The organism is Suttonella indologenes (assembly GCF_900460215.1).
Lineage (GTDB): Bacteria > Pseudomonadota > Gammaproteobacteria > Cardiobacteriales > Cardiobacteriaceae > Suttonella > Suttonella indologenes.
Window position 1 is genome coordinate 965833 of record NZ_UHIA01000004.1, and the last position, 24666, is coordinate 990498.

The window sequence follows — 24666 nt, forward strand, 5'->3', positions numbered from 1 at the left end:
AGAACAATATGAAACCTACCTTACTTGCAGCAGTCATCGCTGCCGCGGCATTGGCATTTGCGCCGGCACAGGCGGCAACCAAATTAAAATTCGGCTATGAAGCGCCGCGCAGCGATACGCAGCATATTGCCGCCAAACGTTTCCAAGAATTGTTGAAAGAAAAAACCGGCGGCGAATTGGATTTATCGCTGTTCCCAGATAGCGCCCTAGGCAATGCACAAGCGATGATCAGCAGCGTGCGCTCAGGTACTTTGGATATCGAAATGTCAGGTTCGCCGAATTTCACGGGCTTGGCAGGGCGTTTGAACGTAATTGATATTCCCTTTATTTTCCGCGACAAAGAACATGCTTTCAAAGTACTGGACGGCGAAATCGGTGACGGTCTAATGAAAGATTTGGAAGGGCAAGGCTTAAAACCTTTGGCTTGGTGGGATGTGGGCTTCCGTGCTATTTCCAATTCCAAGCAGCCGGTCAAAACGCCGGCGGATGTGAAAGGGCTTAAAATCCGTACCAATCAAAACCCGATGTATATCAAAGCATTTGAAATCTTAGGCGCCAATCCGGTACCGATGCCTTTGGCAGAGCTCTACACCGCTTTGGAAACCAAAACCGTTGACGCGCAAGAGCACCCGGTGGGCATTTTATATTCCGTAAAATTATACGAAGTACAAAAACACCTGTCTTTAACCAATCATGGCTACACGCCTTTGTTGGTTGTGATGAACAAGGCAAAATTCGATGCTTTGCCGGTGGAGCAGCAGGAAGCCTTAATCAGTGCCGCGAAAGAAGCGGGCGCTTATCAACGTCAGCTGAATGCAGATAAAGAAGCGGAAATGCTAGCGCAAATGGAAAAAGAAGGCCTGCAAATCATTCGTGATGTGGATACCACGCCGTTTCGCGAAGCGATTGGCGGCGAAGTGCGGAAAATGTTTATCGACCAACACGGCGATGAATTACCCAAAGCGATTGACGCTTTAGCAGAATAAGCGCATAAGGCTTTTTAGAAAAAAGGGGACTTGTTCCCCTTTTCTTAATAGGAGAGGAAAGAATGGATTATTGGCTTGGAATTGATTGTGGCGGTACTTTTATCAAAGCCGCCGCGGTAAAGGCGAGCGGCGAAACTGTCTGTTTGGCAAGACGCAATCTTGCCGTAATCAGCGAACAGCCGGGATATGCCGAGCGTGACGGTGAGCAATTATGGCAGGTATTGGCGGAAGTGATTCGCGAAATATGTGCGCAAATTTCTGCCGATTCCATTCGCGGGATTGGTATTTCCGCGCAAGGCAAAGGATTGTTTACCTTGGATAAAAAGGGTAATACGCTTGGGCGAGGCATTTTATCTTCGGATCAACGCGCCCTGCCGATCGTCAAAGCCTATCAAGCCCAAGAAATTCCCGCCAAACTCTATCCGCATACGCGGCAAACCTTATGGACAGGGCATCCGGTATCGATTCTGCGCGCTCTGAAAGAACAGCAGCCCGAGCGTTATCAAGCCATCGGTGCCGTGATGATGTCGCATGATTATTTGCGCTACCGCTTAAGCGGCAGTATTGCCTGCGAAGAAACCAATATTTCCGAATCCAATTTATATAATTTCAATACAGGGAATTATGATAAAAACCTCGCTGAATTGTTGGGCATCGGCGAAATTATCGAACATTTGCCGACAATCGTTGCCGCCACCGAAATCGCAGGCAGGGTAAGCGAAGAAGCCGCCGCTTTGACGGGGCTGACAGTCGGAACGCCGATTGTCGGCGGATTGTTTGACGTCGTATCCACCGCCATGTGTGCCGGTTTGGCGGGCGAGCATATGCTTAACGTCGTATTAGGCACTTGGTCGGTAGTCACCGGCATCACTCGGGAAATCGACGACAGCCAAAACCTAGCCTTTGTGTACGGCAAATCGGCACAAGCAGGGGAATATATCGTGCATGAAGCGAGTCCGACCTCAGCCGCTAATTTGGAATGGATTAATGATTTGCTGGGCAATCAGGACTATCGGACCGTCAATCGGATGATTGCCGATTTGCCGCCGGCGGCAAGCAGCGTATTTTTCCTACCTTTTCTCTATGGCTCGAATGCAGGCTTAGGCATGCAGGCCGGCTTATACGGTTTGCAATCATTCCATCAAAAAGCGCATATCTATCAGGCGGTTTTCGAGGGCGTGTTGTTCAGCTTGATGACACATATTCAGCGCATGAGCATACGTTTTCCGCAGGTAGAAATCTTGCGTGTAACGGGAGGGCCGGCGAAATCCGCGGTATGGATGCAAATGTTGGCGGATATCAGCGGAAAAATCGTGGAGATTCCGCAAATTGAAGAAACCGGCTGTTTGGGTGCCGCAATTGCGGCTATGGTCGGCACAGGACTTTATCCCGATGTTAACAGCGCCGCCGCTGCTTTGAAGCATGAAATTGTGCGTTACATTCCCAATCCTGAGCATCAAGCCGCTTATGCGGAAAAATATCGCCGCTATCAATTATTAACGGAACAATTGCAAGCTTTCAATCAATTGCTGAGTGCTTAAAATATAGTACCTTAACTTCAAAATGAGACTTAGAGATACACATTTTGTCAGGAGAAGCGCTTAGAATAATCTCATTTTGAAGTTAAGAGACTATAATAGAGACTTATCGCTAATCGATTATGGTCGAAGAAGTAGAAAAATAGTATCAGTCGCTGGTCGCAGACAGGAAGGCTGTACGGCAAGCTAAGTCCGTAATACTTTTTCAATTCTTCGACTATAGCGTATGATTTTTAAAGAGCTACTGAAATATAGTACCTTAACTTCAAAATGAGACTTAGAGATACACATTTTGTCAGGAGAAGCGCTTAGAATAATCTCATTTTGAAGTTAAGAGACTATAATAGGAAGCTTAAGGCTTCAAGTATTGGTCTTTCTCGTAAATTGATTATAAATTAATGGCTTCGATGTTTATGTCCAAGCTCATTTATCATGGTTTGTTTTTTCGGGCATCAATGCCCAAACTACGGATGTTTTGGCGATTATATCTGTTGTCAGAGCAAAACGATTTATTTAAAACAGACCGATCACATTGCCTTCTGCGTCCACGTCAATCTGATGTGCGGCAGGCTGTTTCGGCAGTCCGGGCATTTTCATGATGTTGCCGCAGATAACGACGATAAATCCCGCACCGGCAGAGAGGCTGAGGTTGCGTACATGGAGGCTGAAGCCTTCGGGCGCGCCCAGCAATTGCGGATTATCGCTGAAAGAGTATTGGGTTTTGGCAATGCAAATCGGCAGTTGGCTTTTGCCGAGGACATTGAGTTGTTCTAGTTCTTGCTTGGCTTCGCTGCTGTATTCGACTTGCGCCGCGCCGTAGATTTTTTTGGCAAGCGCGGCAATTTTGTCTTCGATACTGTCTTCCAGCGCATAGGCAAAACGAAAGGAGGGGTTTGCGGCGTCGATGTTTTTGATGATTTTTTCGGCCAGTTCGATACCGCCTGCACCGCCTTTCGCCCAGACTTCCGTCAATGCGATATCCGCAGCTGCGGCGGCGCAAGCCTCTTGCACGGCGACAAGTTCTTTGTCGCTGTCGCTATTAAAGCGGTTGAGGGCGACGACTACCGGCAAGCCGAATGCCTGTTGCATATTGCAGATGTGGCGGCGCAGATTGCTTAGCCCGATATGCAAGGCTTCGAGGTTTTCGTCGTTGAGTTGTTCTTTGCCAAGTCCGCCGTTGTATTTCAAGGCGCGCACGGTGGCGACAATGACGGCGGCATCGGGTTGCAGACCGGCAAGGCGGCATTTGATGTCGCAGAATTTTTCCGCGCCCAAATCCGCGCCGAAGCCTGCTTCGGTTACGACATAATCGCCGAGATGCAGGGCAAGGCGGGTGGCGATGACGGAATTGCAGCCGTGCGCGATATTGGCAAAAGGTCCGCCGTGTACGAAAGCGGGCGTGCCGGCGAGGGTTTGCACGAGATTGGGTTTTAGGGCGTCTTTGAGGAGGGCGGTCATGGCGCCTTGTGCTTGGATGTCGCGGGCATAGATGGCTTCGCCCGTTTTACTGTAGGCGATTAAGATGTTGCCAAGGCGTTGTTTTAAATCCTGTAAATCTTTGGCTAAGCAGAAGATTGCCATGACTTCAGAGGCGACGCTGATGTCAAAGCCGTCGCTGCGCATCACGCCGTCGCTGCTTTTGCCCATGCCGCTGACGATGTGGCGCAATTGGCGGTCGTTCATATCCAGCGCACGCCGCCACAGAATGCGTTTCGGATCGATGTTTAAGGTATTGCCTTGATGGATATGGTTGTCTAGGAGGGCGGCAAGCAGGTTGTTGGCGGCGGTAATGGCATGAAAATCGCCGGTGAAATGCAGGTTGATGTCTTCCATCGGCACAACTTGCGCGTAGCCGCCGCCTGCCGCACCGCCTTTGATGCCGAAGACGGGTCCTAGCGAAGGTTCGCGTATGGCGACAATGGCTTGTCTGCCTATGTGATTCAGCGCGTCGGCGAGTCCGATGGTAACGGTAGTTTTTCCTTCGCCGGCGGGGGTGGGGTTAATGGCGGTAACTAAAATGAGTTTGCCTTGTTTTGCCGGCAGGGTATAGGCGTCTTGAGGCGCGATTTTCGCTTTGAAATGTCCGTAGGGTTCCAATTGAGCGGCGGATAGTCCGAGTGTGGCGGCGATGTCTTGAATGGGGCGAATCTTGGCTTGGCGGGCGATTTCAGCGTCTGTCAGATGGCTCATGCTAACTCCTTATTCTTCACGGATGCGCCAAAAGGTAGCAAAGCGCGGCAATCCTTTGTCGGTATAGCCGCGAAAGCGGAAAGTGATACGGCTGCCAATCGGTGGCGGCGATTGGCGTTGGGCGTCTGAAAAGCCGCTGCCGATGCGGATGATTCTGCCGTCGTCCAGGCGGCAGAGCAGCGCACCCAAGCGTCCCTGATGTCTACCTTGTCCTTCGAGATGCGCTAATACGCGGCATTCGGCGTCGTCATGGCTTTTGAGCTTGAGCATGAATTCGCTGCGCGTGGCGAGATAGGGCGCTTCGGGCGCGCGCAAGATTAAGCCTTCGCCGCCTGCGTCTTCGATGTTGGCTCTTAATGCTTCGGCATGGGCAATGTCGCGAATCGGGATTTGTTCAATTAGCCGCAGTTGATTTTGCGGCTGTCCTTCCAGCCAGTCGGTAAAGGTTTGAAGTCTGGCATTCAAACCGCCGCCTGCCTGCGGTACGTCGAAGATGTGGTAGCGAATGTCCTGCCATTGCTTATTGCGCAGTCGGCTGAGGGTTTCTTGAAAGCGTCCGCGTCCGAGATAAAGTTCACCGTCCAAAGGGAAGGGCGGCAGTTGTGCAAGAAAATCGGCAGGTGCGTCAAAAATGTTGCCTTTGCGCGAATACAGATGTCTGCCGTCCCAATAGGCGCGCACGCCGTCTAATTTCTCGCTGGCAAGCCAGCCGTTTACGCTTTGTTGACGGTAACTCTGCGCCAGCATGAGGGGCGATGCAATACCGGCTTGCTGCGCTGGTTGCGCCGTCGCCGGCGTCAATAATCCCATGCCGAGTGCAAAACTTGTCGCATATAAAGGTATGAGGATTGTGCGCATGTTTAGCCTTTTTTATCTTTGTCTTGAATAATCCACAGTTGCGGCTGCTGCCAAGCGTCGTAGGCATCGACAATCAGGCTGATGAATTCTTTTAGCGCCGTTTTGTTCAGTTGGTCGACGCCGTGCAAATCCAAAACCAGATGCTCTATTTCGCTGTCTTGCAGACAGTCCCAAGCGGCATCCCAACTTTTGCTATTGTAGTAATCGGGAAAACGGCAGGCTTCGCCCAATGCGGTCAGAATGCGGTTTTTGTCTACACTCGACCCGATGTTCAGTTCGATCGCTTGGGCTGGCGCTTGCTCTTTGCTGCTGCGGTATTGAATGGCGGGACTGCGGCTCATGTCATTTCTCCAATTGACGGAAACTGCGGTAATGGTCTTCGGTGTAGTAATACACTTCGGGCGGATTACCTCCTGTTACGATGCGACGGGTGCCGCGATCGTGCGCTTCGGGCGTCGGCACCGTGTATTCGCGATAATAGCCTTGTTCTTTGCGCGGCAGCAGCCCTTCGCGATTGTAAAAGACTTTGCCGTCATGTTCGGGATAAGGGAAAGGGCCGCCGGCTTCAATGCGCGCCAAACTGCGTCTGAGTTCGGGGTCTTGGGTATGGGCGAAGCTGCTGTGGCTTAGCTCGCTTTCATCGCTGAGGGTGAAAAAATTCACGCCAAAAATACTGCCGAGAATCAGCAGGATAATGATGAGTGCGGTATTGAAGAGTTTGCCTAGAGGGCTGAGTTTGGTTTTGCCGTTTGCTGGCGCTGCGGCATTAGTTTGCGGTGCAAGCGGCGGCAAATGCGGAGCGGTATTGACGGCGGCTGTTGCCGGACGTCCGCCGCTTTTGGGATCGTATTGATAATAAACGGTTAAGCCTTCACGCGGCGCTTCTTTACCAAGCCATGCCGAGAGGTGGAAAAAGATGTCTGCGCCGCCTTTCTCAGGGCGGATAAATCCGTAACTGTTGCCTGCGTTCCAATGTTTGATGGTGCCGACTTGCATCACTATCCCCAATAAATAATTTGGAGGCATTGTAGCGAGTGGTTATGATTTCGGCAATTCTTTTTTGGCATAAGAAAACCGCCGTCTCAGCGGCGGTTTTCATCAGTTTTTCGCGGATTATTTGATTAAGCCGGCGAAATATTTCAAGGTGCGGATTAATTGGTTGGTGTAAGACATTTCATTGTCATACCAAGCAACGGTTTTCACCAATTGTTTGCCGCCGACTTCCATCACTTTGGTTTGCGTGGCGTCAAAGAGCGAGCCGAATTCAGAGCCGATGATGTCGGATGAGACCAATTCTTCTTCGGTGTAGCCGTAAGATTCGTTGGCTGCGGCTTTCATCGCGGCATTGATTTCGTCTTTAGTGACGTTTTTCTCAAGCACGGATACCAATTCGGTTACAGAACCGGTCGCCACAGGCACACGTTGTGCCGCGCCGTCTAATTTACCGTTGAGTTCGGGGATAACCAGACCAATGGCTTTTGCCGCGCCGGTGCTGTTCGGCACGATGTTCATGGCGGCAGCGCGCGCACGACGTTTATCGCCTTTGCGGTGCGGCGCGTCAAGCGTCATTTGGTCGCCGGTGTAGGCGTGGATAGTAGTCATGATGCCGGTAACGATGCCGAATTTGTCGTTTAAGACTTTTGCCATCGGTGCTAAGCAGTTAGTGGTGCAAGAAGCGCCGGAAATGACGGTTTCGCTGCCGTCTAAGATGTCGTGGTTTACATTGAATACGATGGTTTTGATGTCATTGCCGCCCGGTGCAGAAATCACCACTTTTTTCGCGCCGGCTTGGATGTGTTGCTCGGCTTTGTCTTTACTGGTGAAGAAGCCTGTGCATTCCAATACTACATCAACGCCCAAATCGCCCCAAGGCAATTCGCTCGGGTTGGCATTAGAGAAGACTTTAATTGTTTTGCCATTGACAACGATGGCGTCGTCTTTCAGGGTTACTTCGCCTTTGAAACGGCCTTGCGTGGTGTCGTATTTGAACAAATGCACGAGCATGTCGGCAGGGGTGAGGTCATTGATAGCGACGACTTCCAAGCCTTCGACTTCTGTCATTTGACGTAATGCCAAGCGACCGATACGACCGAAACCATTGATTGCAACTTTAATACTCATTAAAAACTCCTGAGTGAGATGGGGTTGATTCGACGCGCATTCGCGTCGAGGCAGAAAGGCAGAGCCTTTGAACGGCGGATTATACCTTTCTCGTCGGATAATATTCAATAAGAAAAGCGGTTTAGAAATAAAACCGCTTGTTTTTTAGTAAATTTCCGTATTGTGATTTCACAGTTTATTCACAAAATCGGGGCTTAAGACGGGATTTCGCCGATGTCTTTGCGGTAGACCATACGCTCGAATTGGATTTTTTCCAATGCGCTGTAGGCCTGCGTGCGCGCTTTGCCAAGGTCGTCGCCGAGCGCGACCACGTTTAATACGCGTCCGCCGCTGCTAAGAAAACCGTTATCGACTTTTTTCGCGCCCGCGATAAAGACTTGGGCGAAGCAGCTGGCTTTTTCCACGCCGCTAATCGGCAATCCGACCGCGTATTCATTGGGATAACCGCCCGATGCCGCGACTAAGCATACGGCGTGTTTTGGCGACCATTGCAGTTCGATGTCCGCCAATTTGCCGTCGATGCAGGCTAAGACGGCGTCTAAAAGCGAGCTTTGCATCAGCGCCAGCACGGCTTGGGTTTCGGGATCGCCGAGGCGCATATTGTATTCGAGCAGGAATACGCCGCGTTCGTTGACCATCAAGCCGAAGAAGATAATGCCGGCGAATTGCAGTTGTTCGGCCTGAATGCCGCGCAGGGTCGGCAGCATGATGTCGTCGATAAAGGCTTGGTATTGCGTCGGCGTAAAGCTCGGATGCGGCGCTACGACGCCCATGCCCCCCGTGTTTTCGCCCTGATTGTATTCGCCGATGGTTTTATGGTCTTTGGCGCTTTTCAGCGGCACGATGTTTTTGCCGTCGCAAAGACTGAGGATAGAAACTTCAAATCCTTCTAAAAATTCTTCAATTACGATTTCCGTTCCCGCCGCGCCGAAGCGGTTTTTCAGCATAATATCGCGCACCGCTTTTTCGGCTTCGGCTTGGTTTTGGCAAATGATCACGCCTTTGCCCGCCGCCAAACCGCTGGCTTTGACCACCGTCGGATAGGGGCAGGTTTTCAGATAGGCAAGGGCTTGTTCGGCTTGATCGAAACTTTGGTAGGCGGCGGTTTTAACGCCGTATTTCTGCATAAATGCTTTGGCAAAGCGCTTGCTGCCCTCCAGCATCGCCGCCGCTTGATGCGGTCCGAAGATGTTCAAGCCGGCGGCTTGGAATCTGTCCACGATGCCGTCTACCAGCCATGCTTCCGAGCCGACGAAGGTCAGCCCGATATCGTTATTGCGCGCGAATTGCAGCAGGGCGTCGCTGTCTGTGAGGGCGAGATTTTCCGCGCGTTCCAGCGAGGCGGTGCCGCCGTTACCGGGCGCGACATAGATATGCGTGATGCGCGGCTCTTGCGCCAATTTCCAAGCGATGGCGTGTTCGCGTCCGCCGTTTCCGATGATAAGGGCTTTCATGGCTGTCCTTTTCTTTAAGTGGAAGAATGCGACATTTTACTGATTTTATGCGGCGATGAACATAGAGCTTGCCGAGTAAAAGGCGTATAATGCGCCGTTTTTTCAATGGATCGTTTATGGAATTAAATAGCACTTATGCCCATATTGACGCGCTGCTCGAGCGAGCGAAGGCGCTTCGGGGGTATCTTTGACTACGAGGGCAAATCCGAGCGTTTAGATGAGGTAAACCGCGAGCTGGAGCAGCCTGATGTGTGGAATAATCCCGATGAGGCGGCAAAGCTCAATCAAGAGCGGGTGTCGCTGGAGGCGGTGGTCAATAATCTCGACCACATCAATAGCGGTCTTATCGATACGCGCGAGATTATCGAGCTGGCGGAAGCGGCGGACGACGAAGGCATGGTCAATGAGGCTTTGCAAGATTTGCGCGGCTTGGAAGCGCAGATTGAGAGTTTGGAATTCCGCCGCATGTTTGCCGGCGAATTGGACGGTAACAATGCTTTCTTGGATATTCAGGCGGGTTCGGGCGGCACCGAGGCGCAGGATTGGGCGTCGATGCTTTTGCGTATGTATCTGCGCTGGGGCGAGACAAAAGGTTTTAAAACCGAATTGATTGAAGAATCCGCCGGCGATGTGGCGGGGATTAAATCCGCTACGATTCAATTTGAAGGCGAGTATGCCTACGGCTGGCTACGCACGGAAATCGGCGTGCATCGTTTGGTGCGCAAATCGCCTTTTGATTCCGGCAACCGTCGCCACACTTCTTTTGCGGCGGTGTTTGTGTCGCCGGAGATTGACGATAATGTGGAAATCGACATTAATCCGGCGGATTTGCGGATTGATGTTTACCGCGCTTCGGGCGCGGGCGGTCAGCACGTCAATAGAACGGAGTCGGCGGTGCGGATTACGCATTTGCCGACCAATATCGTGGTGCAGTCGCAAAACAGCCGCAGCCAGCATCAGAACAAAGACACTTGTATGCGGCAGTTGCGCGCCAAACTCTATGAATTGGAGATGAAAAAGCGCAGTGCCAGCGCGCAGGCGATGGAAGACAGCAAATCCGATATCGGCTGGGGGAATCAGATTCGTTCCTATGTGCTGGATCAGCAGCGCATTAAAGATTTGCGCACCGGCTATGAAACCAGCAATACGCAAGCCGTTTTAGACGGCGATTTGGATCCGTTTATTAAAGAAAGTTTGAAACAGGGAGTTGAGGCATGAGTGAGCAGCCCAATCACATCGCAGCAGATGAAAACAAATTAGTCGCCGAGCGCCGCCAGAAATTGCAAAAAATCCGCGACAGTCAGGCGGTGGCCTTTCCGAATGACGCGCGTCCCACTCATCAGGCACAAACCTTACATGCCGAGTATGACAACGCAGACGAAGCGGCATTGACGGCAGTCGGCGAGGTCAGCATTGCCGGGCGCATGATGGCAAAACGCATTATGGGCAAAGCGAGCTTTACTCAGTTGCAGGACGGTAGCGGTGCGCGTATGCAGGCTTATGTGGCGCGCGACGAATTGCCCGAGGGCGTATATGCCGATTTCAAAACTTGGGATGTGGGCGATATCGTCTTTTTACGCGGTTATTTATTTCGCACCCAGACCGGCGAGCTGACCATTCATGCGCGGGAAATCCGCTTGTTGGTGAAGTCTTTGCGTCCCTTACCTGAAAAATTCCACGGATTGACCGACCAAGAAACGCGTTACCGCCAACGCTATGTGGATTTGATTATGAACGCGCAGAGTCGCGAGGTTTTTGTCACGCGCTCAAAAATCATCAGTTATATCCGTCATTTCTTTGAAAATGAGGGTTTTTTAGAGGTTGAAACGCCGATGATGCACCCGATTCCGGGCGGCGCGGCGGCAAAGCCTTTCCAAACCCATCATAATACCTTGGACATGGATTTGTATCTGCGGATTGCGCCGGAATTGTATTTGAAACGCTTGGTGGTAGGCGGTTTGGAGCGGGTGTTTGAAATTAACCGTAATTTCCGCAATGAGGGGATTTCTACCCGCCATAATCCGGAATTTACCATGCTGGAATTTTATCAAGCCTATGCCGATTATGAGGATTTGATGAGTCTGAGCGAGAAACTGTTGCGCGGCTTGGCGCAGGAAGTCTTGGGCAATACGGCGGTGGATTATCAAGGCACTCTGATTGATTTTGGCAAAGACTTCACGCGATTGCCGATGCGCGAGGCGGTTAAGCAGTATTTGCCTGAGGCGGCGGAGATTTTAGACGACAAAGCGGCGATGGTCGCCTTGCTCAAATCACGCTTTAAAATTGATGCCAATGAAGCGATGGCGCAAGGACAATTGCTGACCCTGTTGTTTGAAGAAGGGGTAGAGCATCAATTGATTCAGCCGACCTTTATCACGCAATATCCGGCAGAAGTCTCGCCTTTGTCGCGCCGCAATGATGAAAATCCCGCGGTAACCGACCGTTTCGAGCTCTTTATCGGCGGACGCGAGATTGCCAACGGCTTCTCGGAGCTTAATGATGCCGAAGACCAAGCGGAACGTTTCAAAGCGCAGGTGGCGGCGAAAGATGCCGGCGACGACGAAGCTATGCATTATGACGGCGATTTCGTGCGCGCTTTGGAATACGGCTTGCCGCCCACCGCGGGACAGGGTATCGGCATCGACCGCTTGGTCATGCTGCTGACCAACAGCCCTTCGATTCGCGATGTCTTGTTATTCCCGCAAATGCGTCCCGAATAAACGCCGCGCTACAGAAAATTAACATTCTGTGCTCAGCTTTTGCCTAGAATGCGCGTTTTTCTGATGTAAAGAGTGAATATGAAAAAACTAAACAGTTTATTGACCGCCGCTGCGATGCTCTGCTTCTCGGCAGTGAGTATGGCGCAGGTAACCGAAGTGGTGCGCCTGCCGCCGCAGGGCGTTGATGTTATCGGCATGGTGCGCCAAGTGCAGGCGGGCGATCAAGATACCTTGCTCGATATCGGACGCCACTTTAATGTGGGTGGCGATGCGATGAGAAACGCCAATCCCGGCGTGGATTTCTGGTATCCCGGCGCCGGCAGCAATGTCTTGGTACCGACGCGCTATATTCTGCCCGATGTGCCGCGTGAGGGCATTGTGGTGAATTTGCCGGAAATGCGTCTGTATTATTTCGATAAACAGGCACAGACGGTGCGTGTCTATGCTATCGGTATCGGACGCGAAGGACGCGATACGCCGCTGGGCGTGCAGGCGATTACCGAAATGCGCCGCAATCCGACGTGGACGCCGCCGGCTTCGATTCGCGCCGAACATGCGGCGCAAGGGCATATTCTGCCGGCGGTGGTGCCGGCAGGGCCTGATAATCCTTTGGGTACGCGCGCGATGCGCCTGACCAATCCCAGTTATTTGATTCACGGCACCGCCAAGCCTTGGGGCGTGGGGATGCGCGTTTCTTCGGGCTGTATTCGTATGTATCCTGAGGGGGTGGAGGAATTGTTCGAGCTGGTTGGCGTGGGCACTAAGGTCAATATCCTAAAAGAGGAAATGAAGGTCGGTTGGTTTGGTGATGAGCTATATTTGGAATATCACCCGCCTTTGGAAGAGGATAATATTTCCTCCGAACAGGCGATGTATGAGGCGATTGATTTGGTCAACCGCAAAGCGGCGCAATACGGTTTGACGGTGGAAGAAAACGTGATTCGCGCGGTGGTCAATGAAGCTACCGGTATGCCGGTCTCGGTGGCTTATCAGCGCCACGGTATGTAAAGAAAGCAAGCGGCGGATTTATCCGCCGTTCTTCTTGCAAAGGATGATTTATGGATGTTAGCGAGATTTTAGAAGGCTTGAATGCCGAGCAGCGCGAGGCGGTCAGCCATCATGAGCGGATTGTGCGCGTGATTGCCGGCGCCGGCAGCGGCAAAACGCGGGTCTTGGTGCAGAGAATGCTGTGGCTGATGAAGGTGGAGGGATTGCCGGCGCAGGCTTTGCTTGCCCTGACTTTTACCAATAAGGCAGCGCGCGAAATGCAGCAGCGTTTGGAAGTCGGTGTGCAAAGCCGTTTGCCGGATTTGTGGATGGGGACTTTTCACGGCATTTGCTATCGCATTCTGCGCCGTCATGCGGAGAAAATGGGCTGGATTAAGGACTTTGTTGTCATGGACAGCGAAGACCAGTTGAGCTTTATCCGCCGCCTGATGCGGGATAATTTATGGTCGGATGATACCATCAGTGCGCAGGATTTGCGCAATTATATCAATAAGCAGAAAGAGCAGGGCTTGCGGGCGAATGCGGTGGTCGTCAAATCCGCGCAAGCAGTCGTGATGCGCGATTTTTACCAGCAGTATGAATATCGCAGTAAAGAGCAGGGGCGGATGGATTTCGCGGAATTGCAATTGCTAACGGTGGAATTATTGCAAAGCCACGATAATGTGCGCGAGAGTTTCCGCCGCCGTTTTGAAGCGATTTTGGTCGATGAGTTTCAAGATACCAACGGTCTGCAAATGCAATTAATCGAATTGCTGTTATCGCCGAGCGGCCGCCTGTTTGTCGTCGGCGACGACGATCAGTCGATTTATTCATGGCGCGGCGCGCGCGTGGAAAACATGTTGGAATTGGAACAGCGTTTTCCGCAGGAAGTGGCAACGGTGCGTCTGGAACAGAATTACCGTTCTACCCAAACCATTTTGGAAGCGGCAAATGCCCTGATTGCGGAAAATACACAGCGTTTGGGCAAACGGCTGTGGAGCGAGGGCAATGCCGGCGAAAAAATTGTCGTCTATCCCGCTTATAACGAATATGACGAGGCGGAATACGTGGCGGCGCAAGTGCTGCTCATATTGGAGCAGGGCGGAAATTACCGCGATTGTGCGGTCTTGTACCGTTCCAATGCGATTTCGCGCGTATTTGAAAAAGTCTTTACCGGTCATCAGATTCCCTACCGCGTTTACGGCGGTCTGCGCTTTTTTGAGCGGGCGGAAATTAAAGATGCTTTGGCGTATTTGCGTATGGCGCTGCAGCCGCATGATGACAATGCCTTCGAGCGGATTGTAAATGTACCGGCGCGCGCGATTGGCAATAAGACGGTGGAAGATTTGCGCAGTCTGACCCAACAAGGCAATCTGTCATTTTGGCAATTGTTGGAAGACGAAGCCTTGCTGCGTCGCCATATCGCTACAAGGGCCGTTAATGCCTTATTGCAATTCCGCAGTCTGATTCTGCATTTGCGCGATGCGCTGGCGGCGCAAAACACGCTGAAAGAAGCCATGGAAATCTTGCTGAAAGACAGCGGTCTGAATGCCATGTACGAGCAAAGCAAAAAAGAAGATGCCTTATCGCGCTTGGAAAACCTGCAAGAATTAGTCAGCGCCGCGGCTTATGCCGATGCGCGTTATCAGGGTGCATCGGTGCCGATTGGCGAGCGTATCGAGCAATTCCTTGCCGATGCCGCCTTGGATGCCGGCGATAATGAGGCGGAAGAAGACGGTAATGCGGTGCAATTAATGACCATGCACAGCGCCAAAGGTTTGGAATTTCCACAAGTGTTCGTGGTTGCCTGCGAAGAAGACATCTTCCCGCATTATCATTCTCTGAATGATAAAAAATCTCTGGAAGAAGAACGGCGTTTGGCTTATGTGGCGATTACCAGAGCCATGCAGAAACTCACCATTTCTTTTGCCCAGCGCCGTCGCTTTCAAGGGAATGAAAAATATCCGGAACCTTCGCGCTATTTGGGGGAAATTCCCGAGCATTTACTGCATGCCGTGCGTCCCTTGGTTTTCCATAAAGCAATGCCGTGGCGTCATGAGACGGAGATTCAACATAAAACACAAAGCAGCAGCGAAGGGCAAACATTTCAAATCGGCGAAGATGTCTTGCACCCCAGTTTCGGACAAGGCACAATCACGCATTTGGAAGGACAGGGCGAACATTCGCGCGCCTTAGTGCGATTTACCGACAAACAGGAAAAATGGCTGGTGCTTGCTTATGCGAAATTAAGTAAAATCTAGCCTCCGATTTGATACTGTAATAATCTAAATTTTAGGATAATTAAGGAAATAACATGAGTCAAAAAATGAATGTGGAAAGTTTTAATCTCGACCACACCAAAGTCAAAGCCCCTTATCTGCGTTTAGCCGATAAAAAAACAGGCGCGCACGGCGATACGATTTTTAAATACGATTTGCGCATCTGCCAGCCCAATAAAGCCCATATGGAAATGCCCGCCCTGCATTCGTTGGAGCATTTGATGGCGGAATTATCCCGCAACCACAGCACGCAAGTCTTGGACATCTCGCCGATGGGCTGTCAAACCGGTTTTTATATTTCCTTAATCAACGAACCCGATTATCAAAGCGCCTTGGATTTGGTAGAAAAAACCCTGCATGATGTTTTGGCGGCAACGGAAGTGCCCGCCTGCAATGAAATCCAATGCGGTTGGGCGGCAAGCCACTCGCTCGCCGGCGCGCAAGCCTTGGCAAAAGACCTGCTCGCCAAACGCGACGAATGGGAAATGGTTTTCGCCTAATCGAAACAAAAACGCAGGGAAAAACTTGCCTTTATTCCCGCTTTACACTACACTGCCGCGCTTTCGCCATGCCAACGCCATCGGCAAAGCGTTAATTAATTGGAGTTTAAAATGCTAACTATTGAAAACAAAGCTGAAATTATTAAAAAATACCAAAAGGCAGAAGGCGACACCGGTTCGACTGCCGTGCAAGTCGCGCTCTTGACCGCACGTATCGAAGATTTGCAAAAACACTTCGCACACAATAAAAAAGATCACCATTCGCGCCGCGGTTTATTGCGTATGGTCAGCTCTCGCCGTCGTTTGTTGGAATACCTCAAGCGCACAGATTTTGAAGGCTACCGCAGCCTGATTGCCGATTTAGGTTTGCGTCGTTAATTAAGAAAAAGGTCAAGCGTGAAAACTACTGCCACATTCACATACGGACAGCACCAAGTTGTTCTGGAAACAGGCGAAATCGCCCGTCAAGCCGACAGTGCCGTGCTGGTAAATATGGAAGGCACAACGGTTTTGGTTACCGTTGTGGCGAAACAAAGCGTAGCCGATGGGCAGGATTTTTTTCCGCTGACCGTTGACTATCAGGAAAAAGCCTATGCCGCAGGAAAAATCCCGGGCGGCTTTTTGAAACGCGAAGGTCGTCCAAGCGATGAAGAAACTCTGATTTCCCGCTTGATTGACCGTCCGATTCGTCCTTTATTCCCTGAAGGATTTTTCAACGAAATTCAAGTTATTGCGACCGTTATTTCTTTTAATCCGGAAATCAATCCGGATATTGCGGCAATGATTGGTGCTTCAGCAGCATTAAAACTTTCCGGTGTTCCTTTCCAAGGACCGATTGGCGCAGCGCGTGTAGGTTATATTAACGGACAATATGTGCTTAATCCCTCGCGTAAACAACTCAAACAATCGCAATTGGATTTGGTGGTGGCAGGTACATCCAGCGCGGTATTGATGGTGGAATCCGAAGCTGATCAATTATCTGAAGAAATTATGCTAGGTGCGGTCATGTACGGTCATGAACAACAGCAGATTGTCATTGACGAAATTAATGCCTTGGCTGAGAAAGTAGGAAAACCGGCTTGGAATTGGCAGACGCCACCGCGTGATGAAGTATTAGATAGCACTATCAAAACACAATTTGCGGCACAATTGACTGCCGCCTATCAAGTAGCGGACAAACAAGCCCGTCAAGCAGCTGTAGCAGAAGTGCATGCTGCCGCGCAAGCCGCCTTAGTTACTGAAGACGGCAAATGGGATGAAAAAACCGTTAGCAATTATGTACATGAATTGGAATATCGCACCGTGCGCGATCGTATTCTTGCTAATGAACCGCGTATTGACGGACGTGATACGAAAACCGTACGTCCGATTACTGTCCGCACAGGTGTTTTACCGCGCACGCATGGTTCTGCCTTATTTACGCGGGGCGAAACACAAGCCTTAGTCGTGGCAACGCTTGGTACAGGACGCGATGCGCAATTGCTTGATACCTTGGCTGGCGAAATCAAAGATAATTTCATGCTGCATTACAACTTCCCACCTTTCTCTGTAGGAGAAGTCGGACGTGTAGGTTCGCCGAAACGCCGTGAAATCGGTCATGGACGTTTAGCTCGCCGCGGTGTTGCAGCAGTCATACCGAATGAACAAGAATTTCCTTATGTACTGCGCGTAGTTTCCGAAATTACAGAATCCAACGGTTCTAGCTCAATGGCATCAGTCTGCGGCACAAGTCTTGCCTTAATGGATGCCGGCGTGCCGACAAAAGCACCGGTAGCAGGTATTGCTATGGGCTTAATCAAAGAAGGCGAACATTTTACCGTTTTAACCGACATTTTAGGCGATGAAGACCATCTAGGCGATATGGATTTCAAAGTAGCCGGTTCTGCAAAAGGTGTTACTGCATTGCAGATGGATATTAAGATTGACGGCATTACCAAAGAAATTATGGAGCAAGCGCTTAAACAGGCACATGAAGGGCGTTTGCATATTTTAAATATCATGAATGAAGCGATTAGTCAGCCGCGTCAGCAATTATCTGATTATGCGCCTCGTTTCTCAACTATGCGCGTCGATGTTGATAAGATTAAAGACGTGATTGGTAAAGGTGGAGCGACTATTCGTTCTATTACCGAACAAACAGGTACTACCATTGAAATTGAAGATGACGGTAGCATCAAAATCGCCGCAACGGATAAAACGGCAGCGGATGAAGCACGCCGCATGATTGAAGAAATTACTGCCGAGCCGGAAGTAGGCAGAATTTATGAAGCTAAAGTCGTTAAATTAACCGATTTCGGCGCTTTTGTAAGTTATCTGCCCGGCAAAGAAGGTTTGGTGCATGTTTCTCAAATCGCTGCACATCGTGTTGAAAATGTTGCAGATGAATTGGCTGTTGGCGATGAAGTGAAAGTAAAATTACTGGAAATCGACAGACAAGGTAGAGTAAGATTATCTATTAAAGAAGCATTAAACAGTTAAACTAAAAACGGAGAGATGGCAGAGTGGTCGAATGCGCACGCCTGGAAAGTGTGTATACGTTAATAGCGTATCGGGGGTTCGAATCCCCCTCTCTCCGCCAACCTATTGAAACCGCTTAGTTTTAAGCGGTTTTTTTACGTCTGAACAAGTCTAAAGTTTAGAATAAAAGAATACAAAATCAAATTCTTGCTAAAATTTAATTGTCTTAAGTTATCTTAAGCAATCTTAAGAAAAACAAAGCAAGCAAAGGTATTGTGGGGGTAATTGAGGGGGTAAAATTTCTAGCGTAAATTCCGCAGAAAATGCAGGAATGAACGATGAGATTAACCGATAAAGCCATTAAACATGCCGACACCGCAGGCAAAAAGCGTTTGAAACTCTTTGACGGCGGCGGTCTGCATCTGATGATTACGGAAACAGGCGGCAAATACTGGCGCTTTCGCTACCGTTATCAAGGCAAAGATTGCACCCTGTCATTAGGCTGTTATCCGCATATCAGCTTAAAACAGGCGAGACAGCTGCACCGTGATGTGCAAACCCTGCTGCATCAGGGCATAGACCCGCATCAACAAAAAATGCAGCAAAAGCGGCAACAGCAAGACAGCATACGCCAAGCGCAGAGCTTCGAGCATATCGCATGCCAATGGTATGAGCGCAGAAAGCCAAGCTATAGCAATGCCAAAGCAGCCCAACAAGTCATAAACACTTTGAAGCAATACGTCTTTCCTGTGATTGGCAAACAGCCCATTAATACGATTAGCGTCGCCGACATCATGCGCATCATTGACCCTATATTCCGCATAAATGTTCCAGCAATGGTGCGTAGCGGTGGGAAGCCGAAAGGCTTGCTGGTTCCTTATTTGCCAGTCTGTCAACCCGCCGTTTACGCATCGCCAAATTGACAGTTGGCGATATTTGACAAATTCAAATAAGGAATATTTATAGAAATGCTGATTCAATTCCCCTATAAGGATGCTAAAGAGAATGCTTTAGAAGCCTTATCTCATTTAATTTCGGTTTTAGACCATATCGAATTAAATTCTTCGGTTGATACACATATGCTAAGTCTAGCGCAGAGTCTTACCCAAAGCGCTATTCAAGCATTGGAGGCTCAATCATGAATTCATTTGCCCCCACAGCGCTTGCAGATTATCTTCCTCTTGTCCGTGATTGCCATGTAAGCCTAGAACTTAGCCAAAGCGAATGTGCAGCGATTTTGCAGGCATACGATTATGGCATTGCTCATATAAGCCCTGATGCACGTGCCTTGCTAGATAAGCTCATCAATCAGCAAAGGGATAAGGTGTATCTATGAAAACCGAGACCATAGCACCGCAAAATGCGGCATTTCCTGCCATTGACTTTGTGCTTGAGAATAATCGCATCGCCAGAGATTACCGCAATGTGATTGCCTTCTTTGAACAAGACGAGCGCTTAATCGGCAGCATTGCCTTCAACACGTTAAAAAATTATGTGGTTTTCCTGCGCGATATGCCTTGGCGAGCCTGCCAAAATCCTCAAGACGGCACGGAATGGAAAGATAGCGATACCTTGGAATGCCTGCGCTATATCGGCGACCAATACGGCGTTATCTTTGCCACTGAGACTATCGACCAAGCGATTATGATGCTGTCGAGGGAGCGCCTGTTTTGCCCGATACAGCAATATGTCAACCGCCTACGATGGGACGGCATACCGCGCATAGCCACCGCTTTTCATGACCATCTGGGGGCAGAGCTTAATGCCTATACCATGGGCGTATCTGCGCTGTTTTTCAGAGCGATTGCCGCGCGCATTTATCAAGCCGGCGTGAAGTTTGACTATGTGATTGTCTTGCAGGGCGGGCAAGGCATCGGCAAAAGCAGTTTTCTGCGTATTCTTGGCGGCGAATGGTATTCGGACGCTATCCGTAAATTTGAGGGCAAAGAAGCGATTGAGGCTTTGCAAGGCGTACTCATCGGGGAAATCCCCGAATTACAGGGCTTCAGCAAGACCGAAGTAGAGGAAATCAAGGCTTTCATCACGCGCACGGAAGACCGCGCGAGAATGGCATATATGGACGGCGAATAGAGAGCTTTCCAAGACGCACCGTCTTTGTCGGCACCACCAATGCCGATGACTATTTGCGCGATGCCACCGGCAATAGGCGCTTCTTTCCGATTATCTGCAATAAAAAGCTAGATTTTGCAGCCCTGTCGGCAATGCGCGGGCAATTGCTTGCCGAAGCGGTAGCACGCTATCAGGCAGACCCTGACAGCCCTTTAATCCTGCAAGGCAAAGAAGCCCTAGCACAGGCGGAAATCGCCCAAAGCAAAGCCAGTTACAGCGACCCTTGGGAAGCCGTCATTTTGCCTTGGCTAGACGAGAAAATCCGCGATGACCATTGGGAATGCGAAGCAGGCAGCACCCCCATAAGAGACCCTCAATATTGCCAATGGCTAGAACGCGACCGCGTGGCAAGTTTAGAAATTTGGGCAGAATGCCTTCAACTGCCCATTGACAAGATGAACTGCAATAACAGCAAACGCATCGCCAACATCATGCGTAAAGCAGGATGGGAGCAAGGCAATTATCGCTACGGCAAACGCTATGGCGCAGCAAGAGGCTACAAGCGGCAAAGTTCGGCGGAGAATTGATGCGCTTGAAATTGACAGCCCCTAAAAAAAGTCATAAGGATAGCCAAGTCCTATTTTCTGGCAAAGTCTTTCATTTCTAGTGTTGCATATGTTGCAGGTATTGAAATTAAAGAAGAAAAAAAGTCAAAAGTGCAACGCTTGCAACACTAGAAAATCTTCCGCCAAACTTTAGACTAAAAACGCTACACTTGCAACGGAAGTGCTACACTATCATGTAGCACTTTTTCTATATTTTAATCAACTAGTTACCCCTGTTGAAACGGTGCAACACTTTTTTCTTTTCTTTAGAGGGGGGGTAAAATAGGGAATTACTGATTTTATTAGCTTTTATTATTTTTTCAAAAAAGGTCAAGTGTTGCGACACAAGCAGAAAATTAGGCAAATTTTACCCCCGCTTTTTACCCCCTGACGAAGCCCAAACAGGTAAGCAAACACCATGGCGAAAGCCAATCAATCATGACTTATACAAATTCATTTCAATTAACTTGTCTTACTGTCTTTGAGTGGATACAATTAAGTTATGAAATACGTTGTTACCCATACCGGCATATTCAAAAAATGGCTAAATAAGCTGCCTGACATGATTACAAGAAAACGCATTACAGCTCGCTTGCGACGCATTGAGGAAAGCGGACATTTTGGCGATAGTAAAGCCCTAGGCGGTGGGCTTTACGAAATAAGAGAACATCACGGCGCAGGTTATCGCATCTATTATTGCCACAAAGGACAAACCGTTATCATCTTGCTTATTGGCGGCGATAAAAGCAGCCAACAACAAGACATAGAGAAAGCTCGCGTACTAATGACCATAGAGGGGAAAGCATGACAGAAGAACAAATGGAACGCCTTGCTGCTGTAGGCTTGACAGCAGAGGATGCAGAAATTACACCATTCAACATACAAGACTACCTACAAACGGAAGAAGACCAGCTTTGCTATCTGCAAGCCGCCCTAGAAGAAGACGATAATGCCTTTTTACAAACTGCCTTAGGGGATATTGCCAAAGCCCGCGGCATGACAGATATAGCCGAAATAACAGGCATGAGCCGCACTAGCCTTTACAAAGCACTATCAGAAAATGCACATCCACGCTTTAGCACTATTCGAAAAATCATAGACGCCCTAGGTTATCAAATTACCCTAACGCATAAATAACAGCTGCTTGCCGAAGCGGTGACACGCTACAGGCAGACCCTGACAGCCCTTTAATCCTAATGACAACTATCAAATATGATTTAAATAACCTGCCTGAATTGACGGAAGAAAGCATCAAACGCATTGCCGCTATTTCTGATGAAGCTATTGATTACAGCGACATTCCCCCTTTGGACGATAAATTTTTTGCCCAAGCGCTGAAGGGCGGTTTATATAAGCTCAAGCCTCAAAAAGAAAAATATATCCGTCAACATTGATAAAGATGTGCTGCTATGGCTCAAACAAAGCGGAAAAGGCTACCAAACGCGCATTAATGCCATTCTATGCAAAGCCATGCTTGATACCATGAAATAACAACCAATTTAGTACCAAAAAATGCTATGCTTAGCATAGAAAAACAGGGGGTAACGAGGGGGTAAAAACTCTTTCGAGCCTTTTTCTATATTGTTGTTATAAAGTGGTTTTTTGCGCAAGGAATATATCCCCTCTCTCCGCCATACCTTACCTCAAACGCCCTCAAGGCGTTTTTTTATTGCCTATTTAATGTCTGATTTCATTGAATTTTTACCTCATACACCCTCAAAGGGCATCAAGTGCAAGCAGCATCTTTTGTTGGTATCTTTTATCATAGTCTAAAAAAAATACCAACAAGGGCAGTAAAAAGCGCGTGGGATAAGGCTTTAGGTAGGTATCGAGTCTTAGAAAAAATACCAACAATACCGAAATACCAACGCCGCAGCCCATTTTTTACGCAAAGATGCCAACGGCGACTACTACCGCCTGATTCAATGGAAAGACCCGCACAGCCGCCAGCCCGTGCGCGGCGTTATCCCGATGGAAATCATCGGCAACCAATGGCAGCCCCTGCAAAAGCTGGGCATCGCCATCGCCGCCAATGCCGGCAAAGGCTATGGCATCTATGACCATCTGCACGGCTTTGACAACGGCGCGCTTCTATCCGAACATTTGGAGCAAGCCGCCAACCGCTATTACGGCAGCGCGGGGCGGGCGTTTATCCAAGCTATACAGACAGACAGGGAAAACGCGATTAAACGCTTAAACAGCGAAATAAGCGCCTTTATGGCAACATTGCCGCAGAAAAGCGGGCAGGCGCGGCGCGTTGCAAAACGATTTGCCCTGATTGCCGCCGCCCTCAGCCTTGCCAAAGAATACGGCATCATTCCCCACAACCAAAGCAGCCTAGGTATCCGCCAATGCTTTGACGAATGGCACAGCCTCAACGGCGGCGGGAAATACGAAGACAGGCAAATCATCGAAACCGCCATCGACTGGCTGCAAACCAATGCCTACAGCCCGCGCCTTATCGAGTGGGGGCATACCATGACCGAGAGAGACCATGCAGGCTACCGCCGCTATAGAAGCCCGCCCGACTTCCTAGGCAGAATACCGAAGGAAGACGACGATAAACCGCAGGAATTTTGGATAATCCCTGCCGTATTCCGCGCCGAAATCTGCAAAAGCTATGAAGAAAAGAAAGTCATTACCGTGCTGAAAGACGCACAATGGCTCAAAACCCAAGGCAAACATCACACCTGCAAGCGGGGGAATAATACCCGCTACTATGTACTGATTGGCATGCAGCCGCCAGAAACCCCAAGCCCTGAACCACCACCCGCCGACGAGTGAAAAACAGCCGCCGCAGTGCGGCTTTTTCTTTGCCCGCACACCACAGAAAAGATTGCCGAAAGATTAAAACCAAGTCATCAAATAAAAAACACTACACGCACGCGTAAAACCAGTGGGAATAGTGGGAATAGTGGGAATATTCATATACACATCTCATTCTATTAGGAAAAATATTCCCACTGTCATTCCCACTCGAAAAAATGAGTGGGAATATTTTTTGCATTCCCACACCCGAGTGGGAATATTCTCACTGCCGAAAGCCAAAAGTGGGAATATTTTTTCACGCTGAAACATGCAATTAAGCCAATATTCCCACTATTCCCACTATTCCCACCATTCCCACCATTCCCACTACTTTTTTGCATCTATACAGCATTTTTTTCGGCAGGCGGAAACATTAACAAAACGACGGCAGAAATAAGCGGGAATTGCGGGCAATGACAAAAGACAACAAGCGGCATCCCTTGCCGGTTTATTGCCTTTTGTATCTTATAGCGATACAGTGTAGGCAGGCTGTAAAGGGTATGTATGATTATCAGCTTCAAACATAAAGGGCTTGAGCGCTTTTACCGCACAGGCAACACAGCAGGCATACAAGCAAAACATGCAGCCCGCATAAGCCGTATTCTTGCACGTTTAGACAGCGCAGAAACGCCCGCCGATATGAATATCGCAGGCTGGCAATTACACCCCTTAAAAGGCGATTTATTACAGCATTGGAGCGTATCAGTGAATGGCAACTGGGCGCATCACGTTTAAACTGACAAACGGCAATGCTGAAATTGTGGATTATCAAGATTACCACTAAGGAAACAACATGCAGCACAATCCCCCGCACCCTGCCGAAATCATCAAAGAAGACATCTTGCCCGCATTAAACCTGAACATCACACAAGCCGCCCGACAACTAGGCATTGCCCGCATAACCCTATCGCGCCTACTCAACGGCAAAACAGGCATCACACCCGACATGGCGATAAGACTGCATCAATGGCTAGGCACAGACAGCCCCAGCCCTGAAAGCTGGCTGCACCAACAGGCAAACTATGACTTGTGGCAGGCGCTGCAAAAACCGCGCCCGCAAATACAAAGCTATCAATATCACAAAGCCTAAGAA

Annotated in this window: 26 protein-coding genes, 1 tRNA gene and 2 pseudogenes; 22 read left to right on the forward strand and 7 right to left on the reverse strand. The window is 49.6% G+C overall.

Annotated elements, in window-relative coordinates:
* Positions 1-8: 8 nt before the first annotated feature.
* Together DYC63_RS08735 and DYC63_RS08740 are read left to right on the forward strand one after the other, a co-directional pair.
* The gene (locus DYC63_RS08735) at positions 9-986 is read left to right on the forward strand and encodes a TRAP transporter substrate-binding protein (protein ID WP_115218867.1); all 978 of its coding nucleotides are present in this window, start codon (positions 9-11) and stop codon (positions 984-986) included.
* 62 nt (positions 987-1048) lie between these two features.
* The gene (locus DYC63_RS08740) at positions 1049-2527 is read left to right on the forward strand and encodes an FGGY-family carbohydrate kinase (RefSeq protein ID WP_115218868.1); all 1479 of its coding nucleotides are present in this window, start codon (positions 1049-1051) and stop codon (positions 2525-2527) included.
* A 510-nt stretch (positions 2528-3037) separates the two neighbouring features.
* Here DYC63_RS08740 and DYC63_RS08745 read toward each other — a convergent pair.
* The 7 genes and pseudogenes from DYC63_RS08745 to purD all read right to left on the reverse strand — a co-directional run bounded on the left by DYC63_RS08745 (position 3038) and on the right by purD (position 9147).
* Positions 3038-4714, reverse strand: a complete 1677-nt coding sequence (locus tag DYC63_RS08745; RefSeq protein ID WP_115218869.1) for a formate--tetrahydrofolate ligase — start codon at positions 4712-4714, stop codon at positions 3038-3040.
* Positions 4715-4723: 9 nt separating this feature from the next.
* The gene (locus tag DYC63_RS08750) at positions 4724-5572 is read right to left on the reverse strand and encodes a DNA ligase (protein ID WP_115218870.1); all 849 of its coding nucleotides are present in this window, start codon (positions 5570-5572) and stop codon (positions 4724-4726) included.
* A 2-nt stretch (positions 5573-5574) separates the two neighbouring features.
* Positions 5575-5913, reverse strand: coding sequence for a barstar family protein (locus tag DYC63_RS08755; protein WP_115218871.1), 339 nt, complete (start codon positions 5911-5913; stop codon positions 5575-5577).
* Position 5914: 1 nt separating this feature from the next.
* Positions 5915-6271, reverse strand: a complete 357-nt coding sequence (locus DYC63_RS13540; protein ID WP_342769728.1) for a guanyl-specific ribonuclease — start codon at positions 6269-6271, stop codon at positions 5915-5917.
* A gap of 129 nt (positions 6272-6400) precedes the next feature.
* A pseudogene (locus tag DYC63_RS13545) lies at positions 6401-6598 on the reverse strand (cold shock domain-containing protein); the annotation flags it as partial.
* An 87-nt stretch (positions 6599-6685) separates the two neighbouring features.
* Positions 6686-7693, reverse strand: a complete 1008-nt coding sequence (gene gap, locus DYC63_RS08765; RefSeq protein ID WP_115218873.1) for a type I glyceraldehyde-3-phosphate dehydrogenase — start codon at positions 7691-7693, stop codon at positions 6686-6688.
* A gap of 194 nt (positions 7694-7887) precedes the next feature.
* Positions 7888-9147: a phosphoribosylamine--glycine ligase gene (gene purD / locus DYC63_RS08770; RefSeq protein ID WP_115218874.1), complete on the reverse strand. Its 1260-nt coding sequence runs from the start codon at positions 9145-9147 to the stop codon at positions 7888-7890.
* A gap of 116 nt (positions 9148-9263) precedes the next feature.
* Here purD and prfB point away from each other — a divergent pair.
* The 20 genes and pseudogenes from prfB (at position 9264) to DYC63_RS08855 (ending at position 24663) form a co-directional block, all read left to right on the forward strand.
* Positions 9264-10365, forward strand: a protein-coding gene (gene prfB, locus DYC63_RS08775) for a peptide chain release factor 2 (RefSeq protein ID WP_115219502.1) whose coding sequence is annotated in 2 segments (ribosomal slippage) — positions 9264-9335 and positions 9337-10365 — 1101 coding nt in all. Because the reading frame shifts where the segments join, the coding sequence is not laid out codon by codon here.
* Positions 10362-11867, forward strand: a complete 1506-nt coding sequence (gene lysS / locus DYC63_RS08780) for a lysine--tRNA ligase (RefSeq protein WP_115218875.1) — start codon at positions 10362-10364, stop codon at positions 11865-11867. Before prfB ends, lysS begins: the two co-directional genes overlap by 4 nt.
* Positions 11868-11945: 78 nt before the next feature.
* Positions 11946-12875: a L,D-transpeptidase family protein gene (locus DYC63_RS08785; protein WP_115218876.1), complete on the forward strand. Its 930-nt coding sequence runs from the start codon at positions 11946-11948 to the stop codon at positions 12873-12875.
* 50 nt (positions 12876-12925) lie between these two features.
* Positions 12926-15115: a 3'-5' exonuclease gene (locus DYC63_RS08790; protein ID WP_115218877.1), complete on the forward strand. Its 2190-nt coding sequence runs from the start codon at positions 12926-12928 to the stop codon at positions 15113-15115.
* A gap of 53 nt (positions 15116-15168) precedes the next feature.
* Positions 15169-15633 carry an S-ribosylhomocysteine lyase gene (locus DYC63_RS08795; protein WP_115218878.1) on the forward strand — a complete coding sequence of 155 codons (465 nt, stop codon included), beginning with the start codon at positions 15169-15171 and terminating at the stop codon, positions 15631-15633.
* Positions 15634-15744: 111 nt separating this feature from the next.
* Positions 15745-16011, forward strand: coding sequence for a 30S ribosomal protein S15 (gene rpsO / locus DYC63_RS08800; RefSeq protein ID WP_115218879.1), 267 nt, complete (start codon positions 15745-15747; stop codon positions 16009-16011).
* Positions 16012-16029: 18 nt separating this feature from the next.
* Positions 16030-18111: a polyribonucleotide nucleotidyltransferase gene (gene pnp, locus DYC63_RS08805; protein WP_115218880.1), complete on the forward strand. Its 2082-nt coding sequence runs from the start codon at positions 16030-16032 to the stop codon at positions 18109-18111.
* Between the two features lie 9 nt (positions 18112-18120).
* A tRNA-Ser gene (locus DYC63_RS08810) sits at positions 18121-18211 on the forward strand.
* Positions 18212-18428: 217 nt separating this feature from the next.
* Complete coding sequence (locus tag DYC63_RS08815) at positions 18429-19013, forward strand: tyrosine-type recombinase/integrase (protein ID WP_115218881.1); 585 nt, start codon at positions 18429-18431, stop codon at positions 19011-19013.
* Between the two features lie 45 nt (positions 19014-19058).
* Positions 19059-19232 carry a hypothetical protein gene (locus DYC63_RS12690; protein WP_172459474.1) on the forward strand — a complete coding sequence of 58 codons (174 nt, stop codon included), beginning with the start codon at positions 19059-19061 and terminating at the stop codon, positions 19230-19232.
* Positions 19229-19426 (forward strand): hypothetical protein, encoded by a 198-nt coding sequence (locus DYC63_RS08820; protein ID WP_115218882.1) that lies wholly within the window; start codon positions 19229-19231, stop codon positions 19424-19426. The genes DYC63_RS12690 and DYC63_RS08820 overlap by 4 nt, the downstream gene beginning before the upstream one ends.
* Positions 19423-20181 carry a VapE domain-containing protein gene (locus DYC63_RS13410; RefSeq protein ID WP_281267772.1) on the forward strand — a complete coding sequence of 253 codons (759 nt, stop codon included), beginning with the start codon at positions 19423-19425 and terminating at the stop codon, positions 20179-20181. The genes DYC63_RS08820 and DYC63_RS13410 overlap by 4 nt, the downstream gene beginning before the upstream one ends.
* The gene (locus DYC63_RS13415; protein WP_281267781.1) at positions 20178-20747 is read left to right on the forward strand and encodes a VapE domain-containing protein; all 570 of its coding nucleotides are present in this window, start codon (positions 20178-20180) and stop codon (positions 20745-20747) included. Before DYC63_RS13410 ends, DYC63_RS13415 begins: the two co-directional genes overlap by 4 nt.
* A 520-nt stretch (positions 20748-21267) precedes the next feature.
* Positions 21268-21573, forward strand: a complete 306-nt coding sequence (locus tag DYC63_RS08830) for a type II toxin-antitoxin system RelE/ParE family toxin (protein ID WP_115218883.1) — start codon at positions 21268-21270, stop codon at positions 21571-21573.
* Positions 21570-21902 (forward strand): addiction module antidote protein, encoded by a 333-nt coding sequence (locus DYC63_RS08835; protein ID WP_218564596.1) that lies wholly within the window; start codon positions 21570-21572, stop codon positions 21900-21902. Before DYC63_RS08830 ends, DYC63_RS08835 begins: the two co-directional genes overlap by 4 nt.
* 59 nt (positions 21903-21961) lie before the next feature.
* The gene (locus DYC63_RS08840) at positions 21962-22159 is read left to right on the forward strand and encodes a hypothetical protein (RefSeq protein WP_245888101.1); all 198 of its coding nucleotides are present in this window, start codon (positions 21962-21964) and stop codon (positions 22157-22159) included.
* Positions 22160-22166: 7 nt separating this feature from the next.
* Positions 22167-22256 carry a BrnA antitoxin family protein gene (locus tag DYC63_RS13205; protein WP_245888103.1) on the forward strand — a complete coding sequence of 30 codons (90 nt, stop codon included), beginning with the start codon at positions 22167-22169 and terminating at the stop codon, positions 22254-22256.
* Between the two features lie 462 nt (positions 22257-22718).
* Complete coding sequence (locus tag DYC63_RS08845; protein ID WP_147284954.1) at positions 22719-23549, forward strand: hypothetical protein; 831 nt, start codon at positions 22719-22721, stop codon at positions 23547-23549.
* A gap of 528 nt (positions 23550-24077) precedes the next feature.
* Positions 24078-24357, forward strand: a pseudogene (locus DYC63_RS08850) (type II toxin-antitoxin system RelE/ParE family toxin).
* A 9-nt stretch (positions 24358-24366) separates the two neighbouring features.
* Positions 24367-24663: a HigA family addiction module antitoxin gene (locus tag DYC63_RS08855; RefSeq protein ID WP_112861265.1), complete on the forward strand. Its 297-nt coding sequence runs from the start codon at positions 24367-24369 to the stop codon at positions 24661-24663.
* Positions 24664-24666 lie beyond the last annotated feature (3 nt).

What these genes read in the sequence shown, in the direction of transcription:
- DYC63_RS08735 (WP_115218867.1), top strand. Translation starts at nt 9, where the DNA reads ATGAAACCTACCTTACTTGCAGCAGTCATCGCTGCCGCGGCATTGGCA.
- DYC63_RS08740 (WP_115218868.1), top strand. Translation starts at nt 1,049, where the DNA reads ATGGATTATTGGCTTGGAATTGATTGTGGCGGTACTTTTATCAAAGCC.
- DYC63_RS08745 (WP_115218869.1), bottom strand. Translation starts at nt 4,714, where the DNA reads ATGAGCCATCTGACAGACGCTGAAATCGCCCGCCAAGCCAAGATTCGC.
- DYC63_RS08750 (WP_115218870.1), bottom strand. Translation starts at nt 5,572, where the DNA reads ATGCGCACAATCCTCATACCTTTATATGCGACAAGTTTTGCACTCGGC.
- DYC63_RS08755 (WP_115218871.1), bottom strand. Translation starts at nt 5,913, where the DNA reads ATGAGCCGCAGTCCCGCCATTCAATACCGCAGCAGCAAAGAGCAAGCG.
- gap (WP_115218873.1), bottom strand. Translation starts at nt 7,693, where the DNA reads ATGAGTATTAAAGTTGCAATCAATGGTTTCGGTCGTATCGGTCGCTTG.
- purD (WP_115218874.1), bottom strand. Translation starts at nt 9,147, where the DNA reads ATGAAAGCCCTTATCATCGGAAACGGCGGACGCGAACACGCCATCGCT.
- lysS (WP_115218875.1), top strand. Translation starts at nt 10,362, where the DNA reads ATGAGTGAGCAGCCCAATCACATCGCAGCAGATGAAAACAAATTAGTC.
- DYC63_RS08785 (WP_115218876.1), top strand. Translation starts at nt 11,946, where the DNA reads ATGAAAAAACTAAACAGTTTATTGACCGCCGCTGCGATGCTCTGCTTC.
- DYC63_RS08790 (WP_115218877.1), top strand. Translation starts at nt 12,926, where the DNA reads ATGGATGTTAGCGAGATTTTAGAAGGCTTGAATGCCGAGCAGCGCGAG.
- DYC63_RS08795 (WP_115218878.1), top strand. Translation starts at nt 15,169, where the DNA reads ATGAGTCAAAAAATGAATGTGGAAAGTTTTAATCTCGACCACACCAAA.
- rpsO (WP_115218879.1), top strand. Translation starts at nt 15,745, where the DNA reads ATGCTAACTATTGAAAACAAAGCTGAAATTATTAAAAAATACCAAAAG.
- DYC63_RS08815 (WP_115218881.1), top strand. Translation starts at nt 18,429, where the DNA reads ATGAGATTAACCGATAAAGCCATTAAACATGCCGACACCGCAGGCAAA.
- DYC63_RS12690 (WP_172459474.1), top strand. Translation starts at nt 19,059, where the DNA reads ATGCTGATTCAATTCCCCTATAAGGATGCTAAAGAGAATGCTTTAGAA.
- DYC63_RS08820 (WP_115218882.1), top strand. Translation starts at nt 19,229, where the DNA reads ATGAATTCATTTGCCCCCACAGCGCTTGCAGATTATCTTCCTCTTGTC.
- DYC63_RS13410 (WP_281267772.1), top strand. Translation starts at nt 19,423, where the DNA reads ATGAAAACCGAGACCATAGCACCGCAAAATGCGGCATTTCCTGCCATT.
- DYC63_RS08830 (WP_115218883.1), top strand. Translation starts at nt 21,268, where the DNA reads ATGAAATACGTTGTTACCCATACCGGCATATTCAAAAAATGGCTAAAT.
- DYC63_RS08835 (WP_218564596.1), top strand. Translation starts at nt 21,570, where the DNA reads ATGACAGAAGAACAAATGGAACGCCTTGCTGCTGTAGGCTTGACAGCA.
- DYC63_RS08840 (WP_245888101.1), top strand. Translation starts at nt 21,962, where the DNA reads ATGACAACTATCAAATATGATTTAAATAACCTGCCTGAATTGACGGAA.
- DYC63_RS08855 (WP_112861265.1), top strand. Translation starts at nt 24,367, where the DNA reads ATGCAGCACAATCCCCCGCACCCTGCCGAAATCATCAAAGAAGACATC.